Origin of the sequence: Geodermatophilus sp. Leaf369 (assembly GCF_001424455.1) — a bacterium.
Classification (GTDB): Bacteria; Actinomycetota; Actinomycetes; order Mycobacteriales; family Geodermatophilaceae; genus Klenkia.
In genome coordinates, this window is the sequence record NZ_LMQA01000005.1 from 271,892 (window position 1) to 285,853 (window position 13,962).

Genomic DNA, 13,962 nt, shown 5'->3' on the forward strand with positions numbered 1-13,962 from the left:
TCAGGCGGGCTGCCGGCCGAGCCGGTCCAGCTCGCGCAGCCCCGGGGTGCCTTCGATGACCGAGGTGAAGCTGACCTTCTCGCTGGCCAGGGTGAGCGCGGTGACCACGGTGAGGGCGGCGATCCGGGCCGGCCGGGACTCCCCGGCGGCCAACCGCAGGCCGAGCACGGCACCGAGGGCGTTGGCCCCGCAGTCCCCGAGCATCACCTTCTCCTCCAGGTCGTCGGGCAGGGTGGCGAGCGCGGCGCCCACCGGGCCGGCGACCAGCCCGCCGGCGGGACCGCCGAGGGTGGCGGCGGCCAGGAGCGAGCCGGCCTTGGCGGCCCGGCCGGGCCGCAGGTCCAGCAGGTTGACCAGGTTGGCGGTGCCGGCGACCAGGCCGGTGGTGAGCACGCCGTCCACGAGGGCACCCACGCCCGAGCCGCGGCGGGTCAGCAGGGCCGCCGCCACCCCGGCGGCGCCGATGCCGGCGACCTTCACCGCACCGGCGGACACCCGCCCGGCGCGCAGCGCGGCGAGGTGGCCGGCCAGGCCCTTGTCGCGGGCCTGCTCGGGGCGGGCCCCGGCGAGGTCGTCGTAGCCGCCGACGACGGCGGACACCGTGCCGACCAGTGCCGACGCTCCCCGCCATCCAGCCGGTGCCCCGGCCGCCGAGGTGGCCGTGGCGGCCGCGGCCAGGACCGGACCGCCGAGCAGCGTGAGCGGCCGGCCGGCGTAGTTCACCCGGGCCCACCGGGCGGCACCCGGGCGGTCGGCGACGGCGCCCGAGGCGGCCAGCCCGGCCCGGGCGAGCCCTGCCCCGGCGGCGGCCAGCAGCAGCCGGCGGGCCATCAGTTGGCGGGGGCCGGCGTCGGGACCGGCGGGACGGGCTGCGCGTCCTCGCCGGTGCCGTACTTGCCCGAGGTGCCCTGCGCCTCGCTGGACAGCGCCAGCACGGTGCTGATCCGGCCCTCGGGGGCGTTCACGTTGTCCACCGTGGACACCTGGGTGGAGGCCTCGGTGTCGGCACGGATGGTGCCGACCAGACCGGTCTCCCCGGCGGCGGCGGAGTCCCCGGACACCACGGTGCCCTGGCCCCGCTCGTCCAGGGCCACGGCGAGCTGGGACAGCGCGGTGTTGCGGGCCTCGGCGTCGTCCCCGGTCAGGGCGCCCGAGGTGAGGAACACCGCGTGCTCGGCGGCGGCGACGTCGGGGCTGTCCAGGCTGAGCACGTCGAGCGCGGACAACCCGGCGAGCACCTGGGCGGTGGCGGTGGAGTCCGGCACGACCGACTCCCCGCCCTCGACGGCGGGCGCCGGGATCTGGAGCACCTGGGCCAGCAGGGCGGCGACCAGCTCGCCGGTGTCGTCGGTCTCCGGCAGCGTCACGCCCGAGGGCAGCCCGCCGGGGCTGGTGAGGAAGCTCTGCAGGCTCTGGGCGGTCTGCGGGTCGCTGTAGGCCGGGGTGAGCCGGACGGCGCCGGTCACGGTGGCGCCGGACGCCTCGATCAGCGAGGTGACCTCGTCCACCAGGTCGGTGTCGACGTCCTCGTTGCCGAGCACCAGCACGACCGAGGACCCGGTCAGGGTGCCGGCGACAAGCGCGGGCCCGACCTCCTCGGCGAAGCCGCCGGTGGCGTCGAGCTGGGCCTGCAGCCCCTGCGTCTCGTCCTCCAGGGCGCGCTTGTCCTCCTGCAGCCCGGCCACCTGGGTCTGCAGGTTGTCCAGCAGTCCCCCGTTGAGGGCGGTGGTGCCGATGACGATCCCCAGCGCGACGGCCAGGAAGACCGCGATCAGGGAGACGAGGTGGTAGCGGAAGTCGATCACGAGAAGAGGTTCTCCAACCAGAACACGAAGCTGTCCCACTGGTCGACCAGCAGGTCGACGTAGATCCGCCCGGCCGTGGACACCGCGAGCGCGGCGCCGATCGACACGAGCGCGGCGAGCACGAGCAGGACGAGGGCGAGGGTCGAGATGCGGCTGCGGTACAGCCGGCTGACGCCCTTGGCGTCGACCAGCTTGCCGCCCAGCCGCAGGCGGGTCAGGAACGTCGAGGCCATGCCGCCGCGGCCCTTGTCCAGGAACTCCACGAGCGTGGCGTGGGTGCCGACGGCGACGATGAGCGTGGCGCCCTTCTCGTCGGCCAGCAGCATCGCGATGTCCTCGCTGGTGGCCGCGGCCGGGAAGGTGATGGCCTCGACGCCGAGGTCCAGGACGCGCTGCAGGCCCGGGGCGCGGCCGTCGGCGTAGGCGTGCACGACCACCTCGGCACCGCAGCGCAGCACGGAGTCCGACACCGAGTCCATGTCCCCGATGATCATGTCCGGCTGGTAACCGGCCTCGATGAGCGCGTCGGCCCCGCCGTCGACCCCGATGAGGACCGGGCGGTAGTCCCGGACGTAGGACCGCAGCGCGCCGAGGTCCTCCTTGTAGTCGTAGCCCCGCACGACGATGAGCACGTGCCGGCCCTCGATCTGGGTGGCCACGTCCGGGACGCCGACGCCGTCGAGCAGCAGCGCCCGCTCGGTCTTCATGTACTCCATCGTGTTGGCGGCGAAGGCCTCCAACTGGGTGGAGAGCCCGGCGCGCGCCTCGGTCATCGCCTCGGCGATGGTCTCCTCGGTCTGCTCGGTGCCGGTGGCCACCACGGTGTCCCCGGCGTAGAGGGTGTCGCCGTCGAGCCGGACGGTGGTGCCCTCCTTGAGGTCGGCGAAGACCTCCTTGCCCACGTTGTCCAGCAGCGGGATGCCGGCGGCGGCCAGGATCCCGGGGCCCAGGTTGGGGTACCGCCCGGAGGTGCTCGCTGCGGCGTTGACCACCCCGGCGACCTTGCAGGTGACCAGGGAGTCCGCGCTGACCCGGTCGATGTCGACGTGGTCGATGACGGCGATGTCGCCGGGTCGCAGACGCTTCGTGAGGTTCTTGGTCCGGCGGTCCAACCGCACGGTGCCGGTCGCCCCGGGAGCGGTGTCGGCGGCGCGACCACGCCGCAGGGTGCCGATGCGCATGGCGGCGATCGTCGCACGTCGGCGTGGGGCGCCGGGACGACGACGCGCTCCGGTCCGGCCCGACGGCCCCCGTGGAGCGCCGAGGGTACGGAGTCGTCCGATGACTGTGCGTGTCCGACACCACCGGTGGGCGACACGCCCGGCGCGCCCCCGACCGCGCCTCCGGAGGCCACAGCCGGGGTGTCTACCGTCGCCCGGGTGACTGGTGGGGCCCGGGCGAGGCGAGCTGCAGCGACTGTCCTGTCCGAGGCGACCGGGAGCGAGGGCGGTACAGCGGCTGTACCCGACCCCCGGCCCGAGGACGTCGTCGCGGCGCAGGCCCGGGCCGAGGCGCACACCGGCTCGACCACCGAGGCGGAGCTGGCCGCCGTGGGGCCGGTCGCCCCGCCCAAGGCCCGCCGGCCGCGTGCGCCGAAGCCCGCCGCGGCTGCCGCCCCGGCCAAGCGGACCCGGAAGCCGGCCGGGCCCAACGTCCGCGAGGTCCGCCGGCAGCAGACCCGGGAGACCATCGTCGACGCGGCCACCGCGCTGTTCGCCGAGCGCGGCTTCGACCACGTCAGCGTGCTGGAGATCGCCCAGCGGGCCGGCGTGGTGGAGAAGACCGTCTTCAACCACTTCCCGGTCAAGGAGGGCCTGGTCTTCGAGGCCGACCCGCCGATGCAGGCGGCGCTCCTCGACGCCGTCCGCCGTCGCCCCGTGGGTGAGTCCGCCGCGGCCGCCGCCGGCACGTTCATCGTCGCCGCGTGCAGCCGGCTCGGAGACCCCGCCGCCACCGCGACCGTGGCCGAGATGGCCCGGGTCATCCGCGGCTCGCGCACCCTGCAGGTGCGGGAGCGGGAGATCCTCGGTCAGCTCACCGACGCCCTCACCGAGCAGATCACCCTGGAGACCCGTGCCGAGCCCGGCGAGCTGGAACCGTGGCTGACCGCACACGCGGTGCTGGGCCTGTACCAGGGGCTCCTGGAGCTGGCCCGCGACCGGGTGCTCGCCGTCTCCACCGCCCCCTCGGCCGACCTGACCGAGGAGCTGCGGCAGAGCGGCGAGCGTGGGCTGGCCCTCCTCCAGTTCGGCCTCGCGGGGTACTCGAAGCGACGCTGAAGGACCCCTCAGCTGCGGTCGGCGGCCACCGTCAAGAGCTCGCGGGCGTGGGCCTGGCCGGTGTCGCTGTCGGTGAGACCCGAGAGCATCCGGGCCAGCTCGCGGACCCGGTCCTCCCCCACCACCGCGCGGATGTCGGTGGCGGTCACCCCGGCGCCGGAGTCCGGGGACTTGTCCACCACCAGGTGGGTGTCGGCGAACGCCGCCACCTGGGCGAGGTGGGTGACCACGACGACCTGGTGCTCGACGGCGAGCCGGGCCAACCGGCGCCCGATCTCCCCGGCGGCCTGACCGCCGACCCCGGCGTCGACCTCGTCGAAGACCATCACCGGGACCGGGTCGGCCCCGGCGAAGACCACCTCGATGGCCAGCATCACCCGGGACAGCTCACCGCCCGACGCGCCCTTGTGCACCGGCCGGGCCGGCGCACCGGGGTGGGCGGCCAGCAGCAGCGCCACCTCGTCGGCGCCGTCCGGGCCCGGCGTGTCGGCGTCGGTGGTGATCGAGAACGACACCCGGGCGCTCTTCATCGCCAGGCCGGCCAGCTCGTGCCCGACGTCGGCGGCGAAGCCCTCGGCCGCGGCGGTCCGCCCCGCGGTCACCCGTGTCGACAGCTCACGGAGTGCGGCCCGGGCGTGGTCCCGCTCGGCCTCCAGGGCGGCCAGGGCCTCGTCGGAGACGTCGAGCCGGTCCAGGCGTTCCTCGGCGTCCCGGGCCCAGGCGAGCACGCCGTTCACGCCGTCGCCGGGGTCGGCGTAGGCGCGCACCAGCGCGGTGATGGCCGCGCGCCGGTCGAGCACCTCGGCGAGGCGGGCCGGGTCGGCGTCCAGGTCGGCGACGTAGCCGGCCAGCTCGACCCCGACGTCGGCCACGACCGCACCCACGTCGCCCAGCCGCTCGGCCAGGCCCACCAGCGCCGGGTCGCCGGAGGCGGCCAGCGCACGCTGCGCAGCGGCGAGCGCGGCGGTGGCGTCCTGCGGCAGGTCGTCCCCGCCGCCGAGGTCGCCGGTGGTGTCGCCGACCAGGGCCAACCGGGCCTCGTCGGCGCCGCCACGCAGGGCGTCGGCGTCCCCCAGGCGGGCTGCCTGGGTGTCGAGCAGGGTGTCCTCGTCGGGCTGCGGGGCGACCGCGGCGATCTCCTCGAGACCACGGCGGAGCACCTCGGCGGTCTGCGCGAGCTCGCGGGTCTGGGTGCGGCGGCGCTCCAGGTCGGTGGCCAGCTGCCGCCAGGCCGCGTGTGCGGTGCGGTGCTGCTCGACCAGGTCCAGGTGCGCGACGCCGGCGTAGCGGTCCAGGGCGCGGCGCTGTTCGGCCGGGCGGGTCAACCGCAGCTGGTCGGTCTGGCCGTGCACGGCGAGCAGGTCCTCGGCGATCTCGGCGACCACCCCGACGGGCACGCTGCGCCCGCCCAGGTGTGCCCGCGACCGGCCCTCGGCGCTGACCGTGCGGGCCAGGATCAGGCTGCCGTCCTCGTCGGGCTCGGCGCCGGCGTCGGCGGCCCGCGCCCAGACCGGGGAGTCCGCCGGGAGCTGCAGCCGACCCTCGACCCCGGCTCGACCGTTGGCGCGCACCCGGCCCGGGTCGGCCCGCCCGCCGAACAGCAGGGTCAGCCCGGTGACCACCATGGTCTTGCCGGCGCCGGTCTCCCCGGTCACGACCGTCAACCCCGGGTTGAGGTCGAGGGTCACGTCGTCGATCGCGCCCAGGCCGTGGATGTGGAGCTCGCTGAGCGCCCCGTTGCGGGGCGGCCCGGTCACCGCCGGGCCCTTCTTCGCCGCAGCCGCCGTCTCACGCCGTGCCACGGTCGACCTCCCCGCTCTCCGCGGTGTCGTCCCGCAGCAGGACGTTGCGCCGGGTCGGGGCCAGTTCGTGCCCCGGGCCGGCGTGCCCGGCGGTGCGGGCGTCGCGGAACCCACGCACCGGCAGGCCGAACTTGGCGACCAGCCGGTCGCCGAAGCTGCGCGGCTGCACGCGGGCGATCCGCACCGGGCGGTCCGAGCGCCGGACGTCGACCCGGCCACCGACCGGGATCTCCACCGTCCGGCGACCGTCCGCCGACACCCGGGCGCGGGTGCCGTCGGCCGGGATCGCGACGGTCAGCACCGACGCCGGGGAGGTGACCAGGGGCCGGGCGAAGAGCGCGTGCGCGTTGGTGGGCACCACGAGGATGGCCTCGACGTCGGGCCACACGACCGGACCGCCGGCGGAGAAGGCGTAGGCGGTGGACCCGGTGGGGGTGGCCGCGAGCACACCGTCGCAGCCGAAGCTGGTCAGCGGGCGGCCGTCGATGGCCAGCACCACGTCGAGCACCCGGGACCGCTCGACCTTCTCCACCGAGGCCTCGTTCAGAGCCCAGGTACCGCCGGTCTGCTCCCCGTCGGCGTCGAAGACCGCGACCTCGAGGGTGAGCCGCTCCTCCACGGAGTACGCGCACTGCTCGATCGCCAGGAGGGTCTCCTCGACGGTCTCCGGCTCGGTCTCGGCGAGGAACCCGACCCGGCCCAGGTTCACCCCGGTCAGCGCCGCGTCGGTGGCCCGGGCCAGCTCGGCGGCACGCAGGAAGGTGCCGTCGCCGCCCATCACCAGCACGACCTCGGCGCCCTCGGCGGCGGTGGGGCCGAAGGGGACCACCTCGGCGCCCTCGATGGCCAGGTCGGCGGCCTCGTCGTCGAGCACCCGCACGACCAGCCCGGCCCTGGTGAGACGGGCGGCGGCGGTGCGGGCCAGGTCGATGATGTCGACGCGACCGGTGTGCACCGCGAGCAGGACGCGGCGCACCCCGTCGGCGGCCGGTGCGCAGGCGGTGGTGGGGGGCTGGGGGCTGCTGTCGGTGCTCACTGGGGGCCCTCCTGGACGGCTCGGTGGACGGCTGCGGGGTCCGGCGGCGCGGCGTCGCGCCGCAGCCGGAGGAAGAACTCGACGTTGCCGGCGGGGCCGGGCAGCGGGCTGGCCACGACACCGGCGGTGCCCCACCCGAGGGCGGCCGCGGCGGTGGCCACGGTGAGCACGGCGTCGGCCCGGTGCTCCGGGTCGCGCACCACGCCGCCGGTGCCCAGCCGTTCGCGACCCACCTCGAACTGCGGCTTGACCATCGGCAGGAGCTCCCCCGCCGGATCGGTGCAGGCGGTCAGCGCGGGCAGCACCAGTCGCAGGGAGATGAAGGACAGGTCGGCGACCACGACGTCGACCGGCCCGTCGATCGCCTCGGGGGTCAGCGTCCGGACGTTGGTGCGCTCGTGGACCACCACCCGCTCATCGGTGCGCAGCGACCAGGCCAGTTCCCCGTAGCCGACGTCGACCGCCACGACCTGGCGCGCACCCCGGCTGAGCGAGACCTCGGTGAACCCACCGGTCGAGGCGCCGGCGTCGAGCACCCGGGTGCCGGTCAGGTCGACCCCGAACGCGTCGAGCGCGCCGAGGAGCTTGTGCGCACCGCGGGAGACCCAGCTGGGTTCGTCGGGGTCGGTGCGGACGACGACCGGTGTGCCCGCCTCCACCCCCGTCGCGGCCTTGGTGGCGGTCTGGCCGGAGACCGTGACGCGGCCGTCGGCGATCAGGGCCTGGGCGTGCTCGCGCGAGCGGGCCAGCGAGCGGCGGACCAGCTCGGCGTCCAGCCGGGCACGCCGGGCCATCAGCGGCACCCCGGTGTCGCGACGGGGTTCACAGCTGGTCGATCGTGGCGAGCCGCCGCTGCAGGTGGGCGTGCGCGAGCTCGAACTCCGCGGCGTGCTCGGCGACCGGGAGACCGGCGAGGCGGGCGGCCAGGTCGGGGGCCCCGTCCACCGGAGCGGGCGTCGGCCGCAGGGGCCCCGGGACGGGACGGGGGGTCTCGGTCACCGGGCTCTCCTCCTCGCGACGGGACGGCTGGTCGGGGGTGCTGCCGGAGCGGGTGCCGACCCCTGCAGGTTACCGGCCGTGACCGCGGGCCCCCGGGTGCCGGAGGGGCTCGCGGTAGCGTCCCCGCAGCCCGGGGCGCCCCCGCCCCGGTGCACCGCGACACCTCGTCGACCCGCTGAGGAGACCCCGCCCGTGGCCACGCTCGAGCAGTGCATGACCGCCCTGGAGGGCTTCGTGTCCACGCTGGCCGCCAAGCCGGCCGCCCAGGGCCTGGACCGGACCGTCTCCTGCCGGTTGACCGACCTGGAGCAGGTCGTCCGGGGTCGGTTGGCCAACGGGCACGCGCACGACATGGAGGCCGTGCCGGACGCCCCGGACCTGCCCAAGGCCGACATCCGGCTGACCATGACGTCCGACGACCTGCTGGAGCTCACCGACGGCGACCTGACCTTCGCCTCGGCGTGGGCGACCGGGCGGGTCAAGCTCGAGGCGGGGCTCCGCGACATGCTCCGGCTGCGCTCCCTGCTCTGACCCGCGCGGCGGCTCACCCCGCCAGCCCCCAGCGGGTCAGCGCCTCGGTCACCGCGCCCTGCCCCGGCTGCACGGCCGGAGCCGCGCCGTCGTGCCGGTGCCGGGCCCAGTGCGCCACGCACAGCGCGCGCAGCCCGTCGAGCCCGTCGTCGTCGGCGGTGTCCCCCGTGACGGTGAGGGCCAGGGACTCCTCGGCACCCGCCGTGGCCGTCCAGGCACCGCAGCGCCAGCCGTCGCCGTCCTGCACCACGGAGGGGTGGGCGCGCCCCAGTCCGGCGACGTCGTCGGCGATCAGGTCGGGGCGGTGCTCCGGGCCCGCGGCCAGCAGCGAGGTCGGCGTGGTGACCCCGGAGAAGACGAGCAGGCTGGGCGCCCCGGCGCGACGGCCACCCTCGATGTCGGTGTCCAGCCGGTCGCCGACCACCAGCGGGCTGCGCGCCCCGGTCCGCCGGACGCACTCGGCGTGCATGGCCGGGTCGGGCTTCCCGGTGACCAGCGGCTGCTGCCCGGTCACCGCGCTGACCACCCCGACGAGTGCGCCGTTGCCCGGCAGCACGCCGCGGGGCGAGGGGATGGTGGCGTCGGTGTTGGTGGCGACGTGGGTGGCCCCACCGCGGACCGCGACCACGGCCTCGGACAGCTGGACCCAGCCGACGTCCCGGCCGTAACCCTGCACCACCGCGACCGGCGACTCCTCGGCTGCGTCCACGACCTCGAGACCGGCCTCCCGGAGCGCGGCCGCGACGCCGGGCCCGCCGACCGGGAGGACGCTCGCGCCCGCACCGAAGCGCTCGGCCACCACGGTGGCGGCGGCCTGTGAGCTGGTGATGACGTCGGTCGGCTCGGCGGGCACCCCGAGCTCGGTGAGGTGGGTGGCCACCTCGGCCGGGGTGCGGGCGGCGTTGTTGGTGACGAAGCCCAGCTGCATGCCGGCGTCCCGGGCCGACTGCAGCGCCGCGGGCACCCCGGGCACGGCGTCAGGACCGACGTAGACGACGCCGTCCAGGTCGAGCAACGCGACGTCGTGGGTCTGGGTGGGGGGCTGCTCGGCGCCGCGGGCGAGCAGCGGCACCTCGGGGTGGTCGACGGTCACGCGCTGATGTGACCACAGGCCCGGGGCGGCCCGCCGCCCGGCTCCTACGATCGACCGGTGGCCCCCTCCCCCGCGGACGACAAACCGCCCGCCGCGACGGACACCCTCGAGGTGCGGCCGTTCCGGGCCACGACCTACGCGGTGCACGACCCCGACCACCTCGCCCGGGTCAGCTCCCCTGCCTACGACCTGGTCAGCGCCGAGGGCCGCGCCCGACTCGCCGCGGCCGACCCGCACAACGTCGTCCGGCTGATCCTCCCGGAGCTCGATGGTCCACCCCCCGCCTCCCGGGCGGCCCGGGACCAGCTCTCGGCCACGCAGGCAGCGCTCACCTGGACGCGGTGGCGCGAGGAGGGGGTGCTGGTCGACGAGGCCGCGCCCGCCTTCTGGCTGTACCGGATGAGCGGCCCGGGCGACGAGGTCACCACCGGCTGGCTGGGAGCGGTGACCCTGCCCCCGCCGGGGTCGGCCGCCGTGCTGCCGCACGAGGACGTCTGGCCGCCGGCCGTGGAGGGCCGCCGCCTGCTGCTGGACGCCACCCGGACCGACCTCGAGCCGATCGTGCTCTCCCACGACCGGGACGCCGACGTCGCCGCGGTGACCGAGCAGCTCGGCCGCGGGACGGCGGACGCCACGGTCGCCGACGTCGACGGCGTGACCCACGAGCTGTGGCGGGTCACCGACCCTGCCGCCCTGGACCGCCTGTCGGCCGGGTTCGCCCGGACTGGTGCCTACATCGCCGACGGGCACCACCGGTTCGCCGCCGCCCGGGCGCACGCCGCGACCGGCGCAGCGGGGTCCGGCGCCGTCCTGGCCCTGCTGACCCCGACCGGCTGGGGCGGCCTGCGCGTGCGTGCCATCCACCGCGTGGTGCCCGACCTGGACCTGGACACCGCCGCCGAGCTCGCCCGCTCCGGCTTCACGGTCACCCCCGTGTCGACGTCCACCCCGGAGGCCACCGCCCGCGCGTGGGTCGACCGTCCCGAGTGCGGGTGCTTCCTGCTGACCGACGGCACCCGGCTGCTGCAGGTGGGCGACCCCTCCGCCGAGGTGCGCGCCCGGGTGCCCGGGGAGGCCCCTGCGGCGTGGCGGTCGCTGGACGTGGTGCTGGCCCACCACGGGCTGGTGCGCGGCGCGTGGGGGCGCGACCCGGCTGACCCCCGGTCGGTGCTCATCGCGCACGACGTCGACGAGGCGCTGACCCGCGCCCGGGACACCAGCGGGGTGGCCGTGCTGCTCCGTTCGCCCTCGCCCGGCGACGTCGCCGCCGTGGCCAGGGCCGGCGCCCGGATGCCGCGCAAGAGCACGCTCTTCGTGCCCAAGCCCCGCACCGGGCTGGTGTTCCGACCGCACCGGGGCGCCCCCGACTGAGCAGGCCGCCACCGGGTCAGGCCGTCTCCGCCTCGGCCGGCCGGGCCGGGGTCCGGACCTTCCGGGCCTTGCGGCACTCGACCTCGTGGGCCACGCGGACACCGGAGTCGCCGCGCCAGAACCGGCGCTGCAGAGCACCCTCCACCTCGATCACGTCGTCGACCTTCCACCCCGGGGCCCGGGCCACCAGCGACGTCGTGAAGCTGATGCAGGTGATCGTGTCGGCCCGGGGAGCGCGCGGGCGGGGTGCGGGTCGACGGACGGTCAGTGTGAAGGAGAGCAGCGTGTCGCCGCTGGGCAGCTCACGCAGCTCGACCGGGGCGGCGAGCCGCCCACGCAGGACGACGTCGTTGCGGTCGATCAGGGACAGGCTCATGACAGGAGCCTGTCCACCGGGTCCCCCACGCACCAGGCCCGCCCACGATCTGTGGACGGGCCTGGTGGTTGTGGACAGCGGCGGTCAGTCTGTCGGACGGTCCTGCTCGTCGGCGGCGGAGAACAGCCCCGTGGTGCCGGCGGCCGGCCGGGTCACCGGGGGGACGACGGGCGCGGCGGTCTGCTCGTCGGAGAACCCGGGCGCCGGGATCTCGCCCAGCAGCTCGGCGACCTCGGCCTCGATGTCGTCCTCGTCGGGGTCGTAACCGGGGCCCACGTCGGGGTCCTCGGCCATGCCGTCGCCGGCCAGCTCGCCGAGGTCGTCCGCGGCCTCGTCCTCCTCGGCGTCGGCGTCGGCGTCGGCGTCGGGAGTCGCCTCGGACGTGGGTGCCTCGTCGACCGACTCGGCCACCTCGGTGTCCTGGAGGTCGTCGTCCTCATCGCCGTCGGTCTCGTCCTCGACGTCGTCGGCAGCGTCGACGTCCTCGTCGTCCTCGTCGTCGTCCTCGTCGAACTCGATGCCGTCGAAGCGCTCGGCCACGCCGGTCTCGTCGTCGGGGTCGGCGGCGATGATCGCGGCGAACCACTGGTCGGCCAGCTCCGCGTCACCGCGGGCAACCAGCAGGTCGGCGTAGGCGGTGGCCAGCCGGAGCTGGCCCAGGTCGCCCCGGGACAGCTGCTCGGGGGTCGGCCGCCCGCCCAGGGCGCCTTCGAGCACGAGAGCAGCGGCAGGGAGCTCGTCGAGGTCCTGCCGGGCACCGGCCTCGACCAGCTGCAGCTCGACCGTCTCCTCGGCGTCGACGCCGGCGGCGAGGGCGTCGGAGACGATCCGCAGCGCGATCTCGGGTCGGCCGAGGGCGCGCTCGCAGTCGGCGAGGACCGCCCGGTAGGACTCGTCCCCGCTCATCCGCCGGTACGCGCGCAGCTCGCGAGCCGCCTCGCCGAAGTCACCGGCGTGGTAGGCGGCCACGCCCACGGCCTCACGGACCGCGGCGATGCGGGACGCCCGGTCCCGGGCTGCGCGGGCGTGCGCCAGGGCGGTCTCGGGGTCCTCGTCCAGCAGACCGCCGGCGGCCACCAGGTGCTGGCCGACGACATCGGCGTTGCGTGAGTCCAGGCTGCGCAGAGCCTGCTTCACGCTGCCGTCGAGCTGGCGGGGGTCGGCCCACTCGGGGATGGGGGGTCCCGCGGGTCGACGGTCGGCGAAGCCACTGTCTCCGCCGCGCTCCCCACCGGAGGGACGACGGTCCTGCCACGCCGGCCGGTCATCCGAGGGCCGCCCCCCACGATCCGGGCGGCCACCGCCCTGCGGCCGGTCACCGGAGGGACGGCCGCCACCCTGGGGGCGATCCCCGGAGGGCCGACGGTCCTGCCACGCCGGACGGTCACCGGAAGGGCGGCCACCACCCTGGGGGCGATCCCCGGACGGACGACGGTCCTGCCACGCCGGACGATCACCGGAAGGGCGACCGCCACCCTGCGGCCGGTCACCCGAGGGGCGGCCACCGCCCTGAGGGCGGTCACCGGAGGGACGACGGTCCTGCCACGCCGGCCGGTCACCGGAAGGCCGGCCACCCTGCGGGCGGTCGCCGGACGGGCGACGGTCCTGCCACGCCGGACGATCACCGGAGGGCCGGCCACCACCCTGGGGGCGGTCACCGGACGGGCGACGGTCCTGCCACGCCGGACGGTCACCGGAGGGGCGACCACCGCGATCGGGACGGTCACCGGAGGGACGTCGGTCCTGGTCGTCCCCCACGCGCGGCCGAGCCGAGCCACCGGCGTACCGGGGCTGCCACCCGCCCTGGAGGCGCTCCCGCTCACGGGCGCCCGGGGGACGCTGCTCGGACCGGGGCTCGGCCGGACGGCGGTCCTGCCACTGCGGACGGTCGCCGGAGGGCCGCCCGCCACCGGGACGGCGGTCCTGGCCCTGCGGTCGGTCGCCCTCGGGACGGCGGACCCGGTCGGGGCGGTCGTAGGCCGGCCGGTCCGTACCGCCGCGAGCGTCGCGCGGTCCGGCCGGACGGCGGTCCTGCCACTGCGGGCGGTCCCCACCGGGGCGACCACCACCGGACGGCCGGCCACCGCCGGACTGCGGACGTCCGCCGCCGGAGGGACGACCACCGGAGGAGGGACGACGGTCCTGCCAGTCACCCCGGGGACGATCGTCGCCTCCGGAGGGACGACGGTCCTGGTACTGCGGGCGGTCGCCGGAGGGACGCCCGCCCTGGCCGCCACGATCGTCACGTGACGACCCGCCGCCGGTCGATCGGCCCTGGCCGCCGGACTGTCCTCGGTGACCCGCGGGGCGACCCGGGCGGCCGGCTCCCCCACCGGTGGGCCGACCTGCGTTGCCGCGTCCACCGCCGGCACCCCCGCGGGGGGCACCGCCGCGATCGGATCCGCTGTTGCCGCGTCGGGGGGAAGTCATGGTGTGTCGATACCTCATCGCTCATCGGTGCACCAGGGCGTGTGCCACTGGTTCAGTGCTCGGGACCTGCTGAAAACACAAAAGCGAGAAGGGGGCCAGAGCTGTGCTCTGACCCCCTTCTCGGAATGATGTCCGGCGGCGTCCTACTCTCCCACCCAGTCCCCCGGGCAGTACCATCGGCGCTGAGAGGCTTAGCTTCCGGGTTCGGAATGAGACCGGGCGTTTCCCTCTCGCCATGAC

13 protein-coding genes and 1 rRNA gene are annotated in these 13,962 nt (G+C 76.2%); 3 read left to right on the top strand and 11 right to left on the bottom strand.

Annotation, left to right across the window (positions count from 1 at the left end):
* From ASG36_RS20420 to steA, 3 genes are read right to left on the bottom strand one after another with little or no spacing between them, the layout of a single operon-like run.
* Nucleotides 1-831: a hypothetical protein gene (locus tag ASG36_RS20420; protein ID WP_055768595.1), complete on the bottom strand. Its 831-nt coding sequence runs from the start codon at nucleotides 829-831 to the stop codon at nucleotides 1-3.
* Nucleotides 831-1,805, bottom strand: a complete 975-nt coding sequence (locus ASG36_RS20425) for a copper transporter (protein ID WP_055768597.1) — start codon at nucleotides 1,803-1,805, stop codon at nucleotides 831-833. Before ASG36_RS20425 ends, ASG36_RS20420 begins: the two co-directional genes overlap by 1 nt.
* Nucleotides 1,802-2,986 carry a putative cytokinetic ring protein SteA gene (gene steA, locus ASG36_RS20430; protein WP_055768600.1) on the bottom strand — a complete coding sequence of 395 codons (1,185 nt, stop codon included), beginning with the start codon at nucleotides 2,984-2,986 and terminating at the stop codon, nucleotides 1,802-1,804. Before steA ends, ASG36_RS20425 begins: the two co-directional genes overlap by 4 nt.
* 198 nt (nucleotides 2,987-3,184) lie before the next feature.
* Here steA and ASG36_RS20435 point away from each other — a divergent pair, with 198 nt between their 5' ends.
* Complete coding sequence (locus tag ASG36_RS20435; protein ID WP_055768603.1) at nucleotides 3,185-4,084, top strand: TetR/AcrR family transcriptional regulator; 900 nt, start codon at nucleotides 3,185-3,187, stop codon at nucleotides 4,082-4,084.
* An 8-nt stretch (nucleotides 4,085-4,092) separates the two neighbouring features.
* Here the strand turns inward: ASG36_RS20435 and recN are convergent, their stop codons facing one another.
* The 4 genes from recN to ASG36_RS22445 are packed head-to-tail and all read right to left on the bottom strand — an operon-like array spanning nucleotide 4,093 to nucleotide 7,921.
* Complete coding sequence (gene recN, locus ASG36_RS20440) at nucleotides 4,093-5,886, bottom strand: DNA repair protein RecN (RefSeq protein WP_082523372.1); 1,794 nt, start codon at nucleotides 5,884-5,886, stop codon at nucleotides 4,093-4,095.
* Nucleotides 5,873-6,922, bottom strand: coding sequence for an NAD kinase (locus ASG36_RS20445; RefSeq protein ID WP_055768606.1), 1,050 nt, complete (start codon nucleotides 6,920-6,922; stop codon nucleotides 5,873-5,875). The genes recN and ASG36_RS20445 overlap by 14 nt, the downstream gene beginning before the upstream one ends.
* Complete coding sequence (locus tag ASG36_RS20450; RefSeq protein ID WP_055768784.1) at nucleotides 6,919-7,716, bottom strand: TlyA family RNA methyltransferase; 798 nt, start codon at nucleotides 7,714-7,716, stop codon at nucleotides 6,919-6,921. Before ASG36_RS20450 ends, ASG36_RS20445 begins: the two co-directional genes overlap by 4 nt.
* 28 nt (nucleotides 7,717-7,744) lie before the next feature.
* Complete coding sequence (locus ASG36_RS22445; RefSeq protein ID WP_200944599.1) at nucleotides 7,745-7,921, bottom strand: hypothetical protein; 177 nt, start codon at nucleotides 7,919-7,921, stop codon at nucleotides 7,745-7,747.
* Nucleotides 7,922-8,113: 192 nt separating this feature from the next.
* On the opposite strand from ASG36_RS22445, the gene ASG36_RS20455 reads away from it, so the two are divergent.
* A complete protein-coding gene (locus ASG36_RS20455; protein WP_055768609.1) occupies nucleotides 8,114-8,452 on the top strand; it encodes an alkyl sulfatase C-terminal domain-containing protein in 339 nt (112 codons plus the stop codon).
* Nucleotides 8,453-8,465: 13 nt separating this feature from the next.
* On the opposite strand, the gene ASG36_RS20460 is transcribed toward ASG36_RS20455, so the two are convergent.
* Nucleotides 8,466-9,545 (bottom strand): HAD-IIA family hydrolase, encoded by a 1,080-nt coding sequence (locus ASG36_RS20460; RefSeq protein ID WP_200944600.1) that lies wholly within the window; start codon nucleotides 9,543-9,545, stop codon nucleotides 8,466-8,468.
* Between the two features lie 57 nt (nucleotides 9,546-9,602).
* On the opposite strand from ASG36_RS20460, the gene ASG36_RS20465 reads away from it, so the two are divergent.
* Nucleotides 9,603-10,916: a DUF1015 family protein gene (locus ASG36_RS20465; protein WP_055768612.1), complete on the top strand. Its 1,314-nt coding sequence runs from the start codon at nucleotides 9,603-9,605 to the stop codon at nucleotides 10,914-10,916.
* A gap of 16 nt (nucleotides 10,917-10,932) precedes the next feature.
* Here ASG36_RS20465 and ASG36_RS20470 read toward each other — a convergent pair whose 3' ends face one another.
* The 3 genes from ASG36_RS20470 to rrf all read right to left on the bottom strand — a co-directional run.
* The gene (locus ASG36_RS20470; protein WP_055768615.1) at nucleotides 10,933-11,292 is read right to left on the bottom strand and encodes a single-stranded DNA-binding protein; all 360 of its coding nucleotides are present in this window, start codon (nucleotides 11,290-11,292) and stop codon (nucleotides 10,933-10,935) included.
* 84 nt (nucleotides 11,293-11,376) lie between these two features.
* The gene (locus tag ASG36_RS20475) at nucleotides 11,377-12,429 is read right to left on the bottom strand and encodes a hypothetical protein (RefSeq protein ID WP_055768618.1); all 1,053 of its coding nucleotides are present in this window, start codon (nucleotides 12,427-12,429) and stop codon (nucleotides 11,377-11,379) included.
* Nucleotides 12,430-13,852: 1,423 nt separating this feature from the next.
* A 5S ribosomal RNA gene (gene rrf, locus ASG36_RS20485) occupies nucleotides 13,853-13,962 on the bottom strand; the annotation flags it as partial.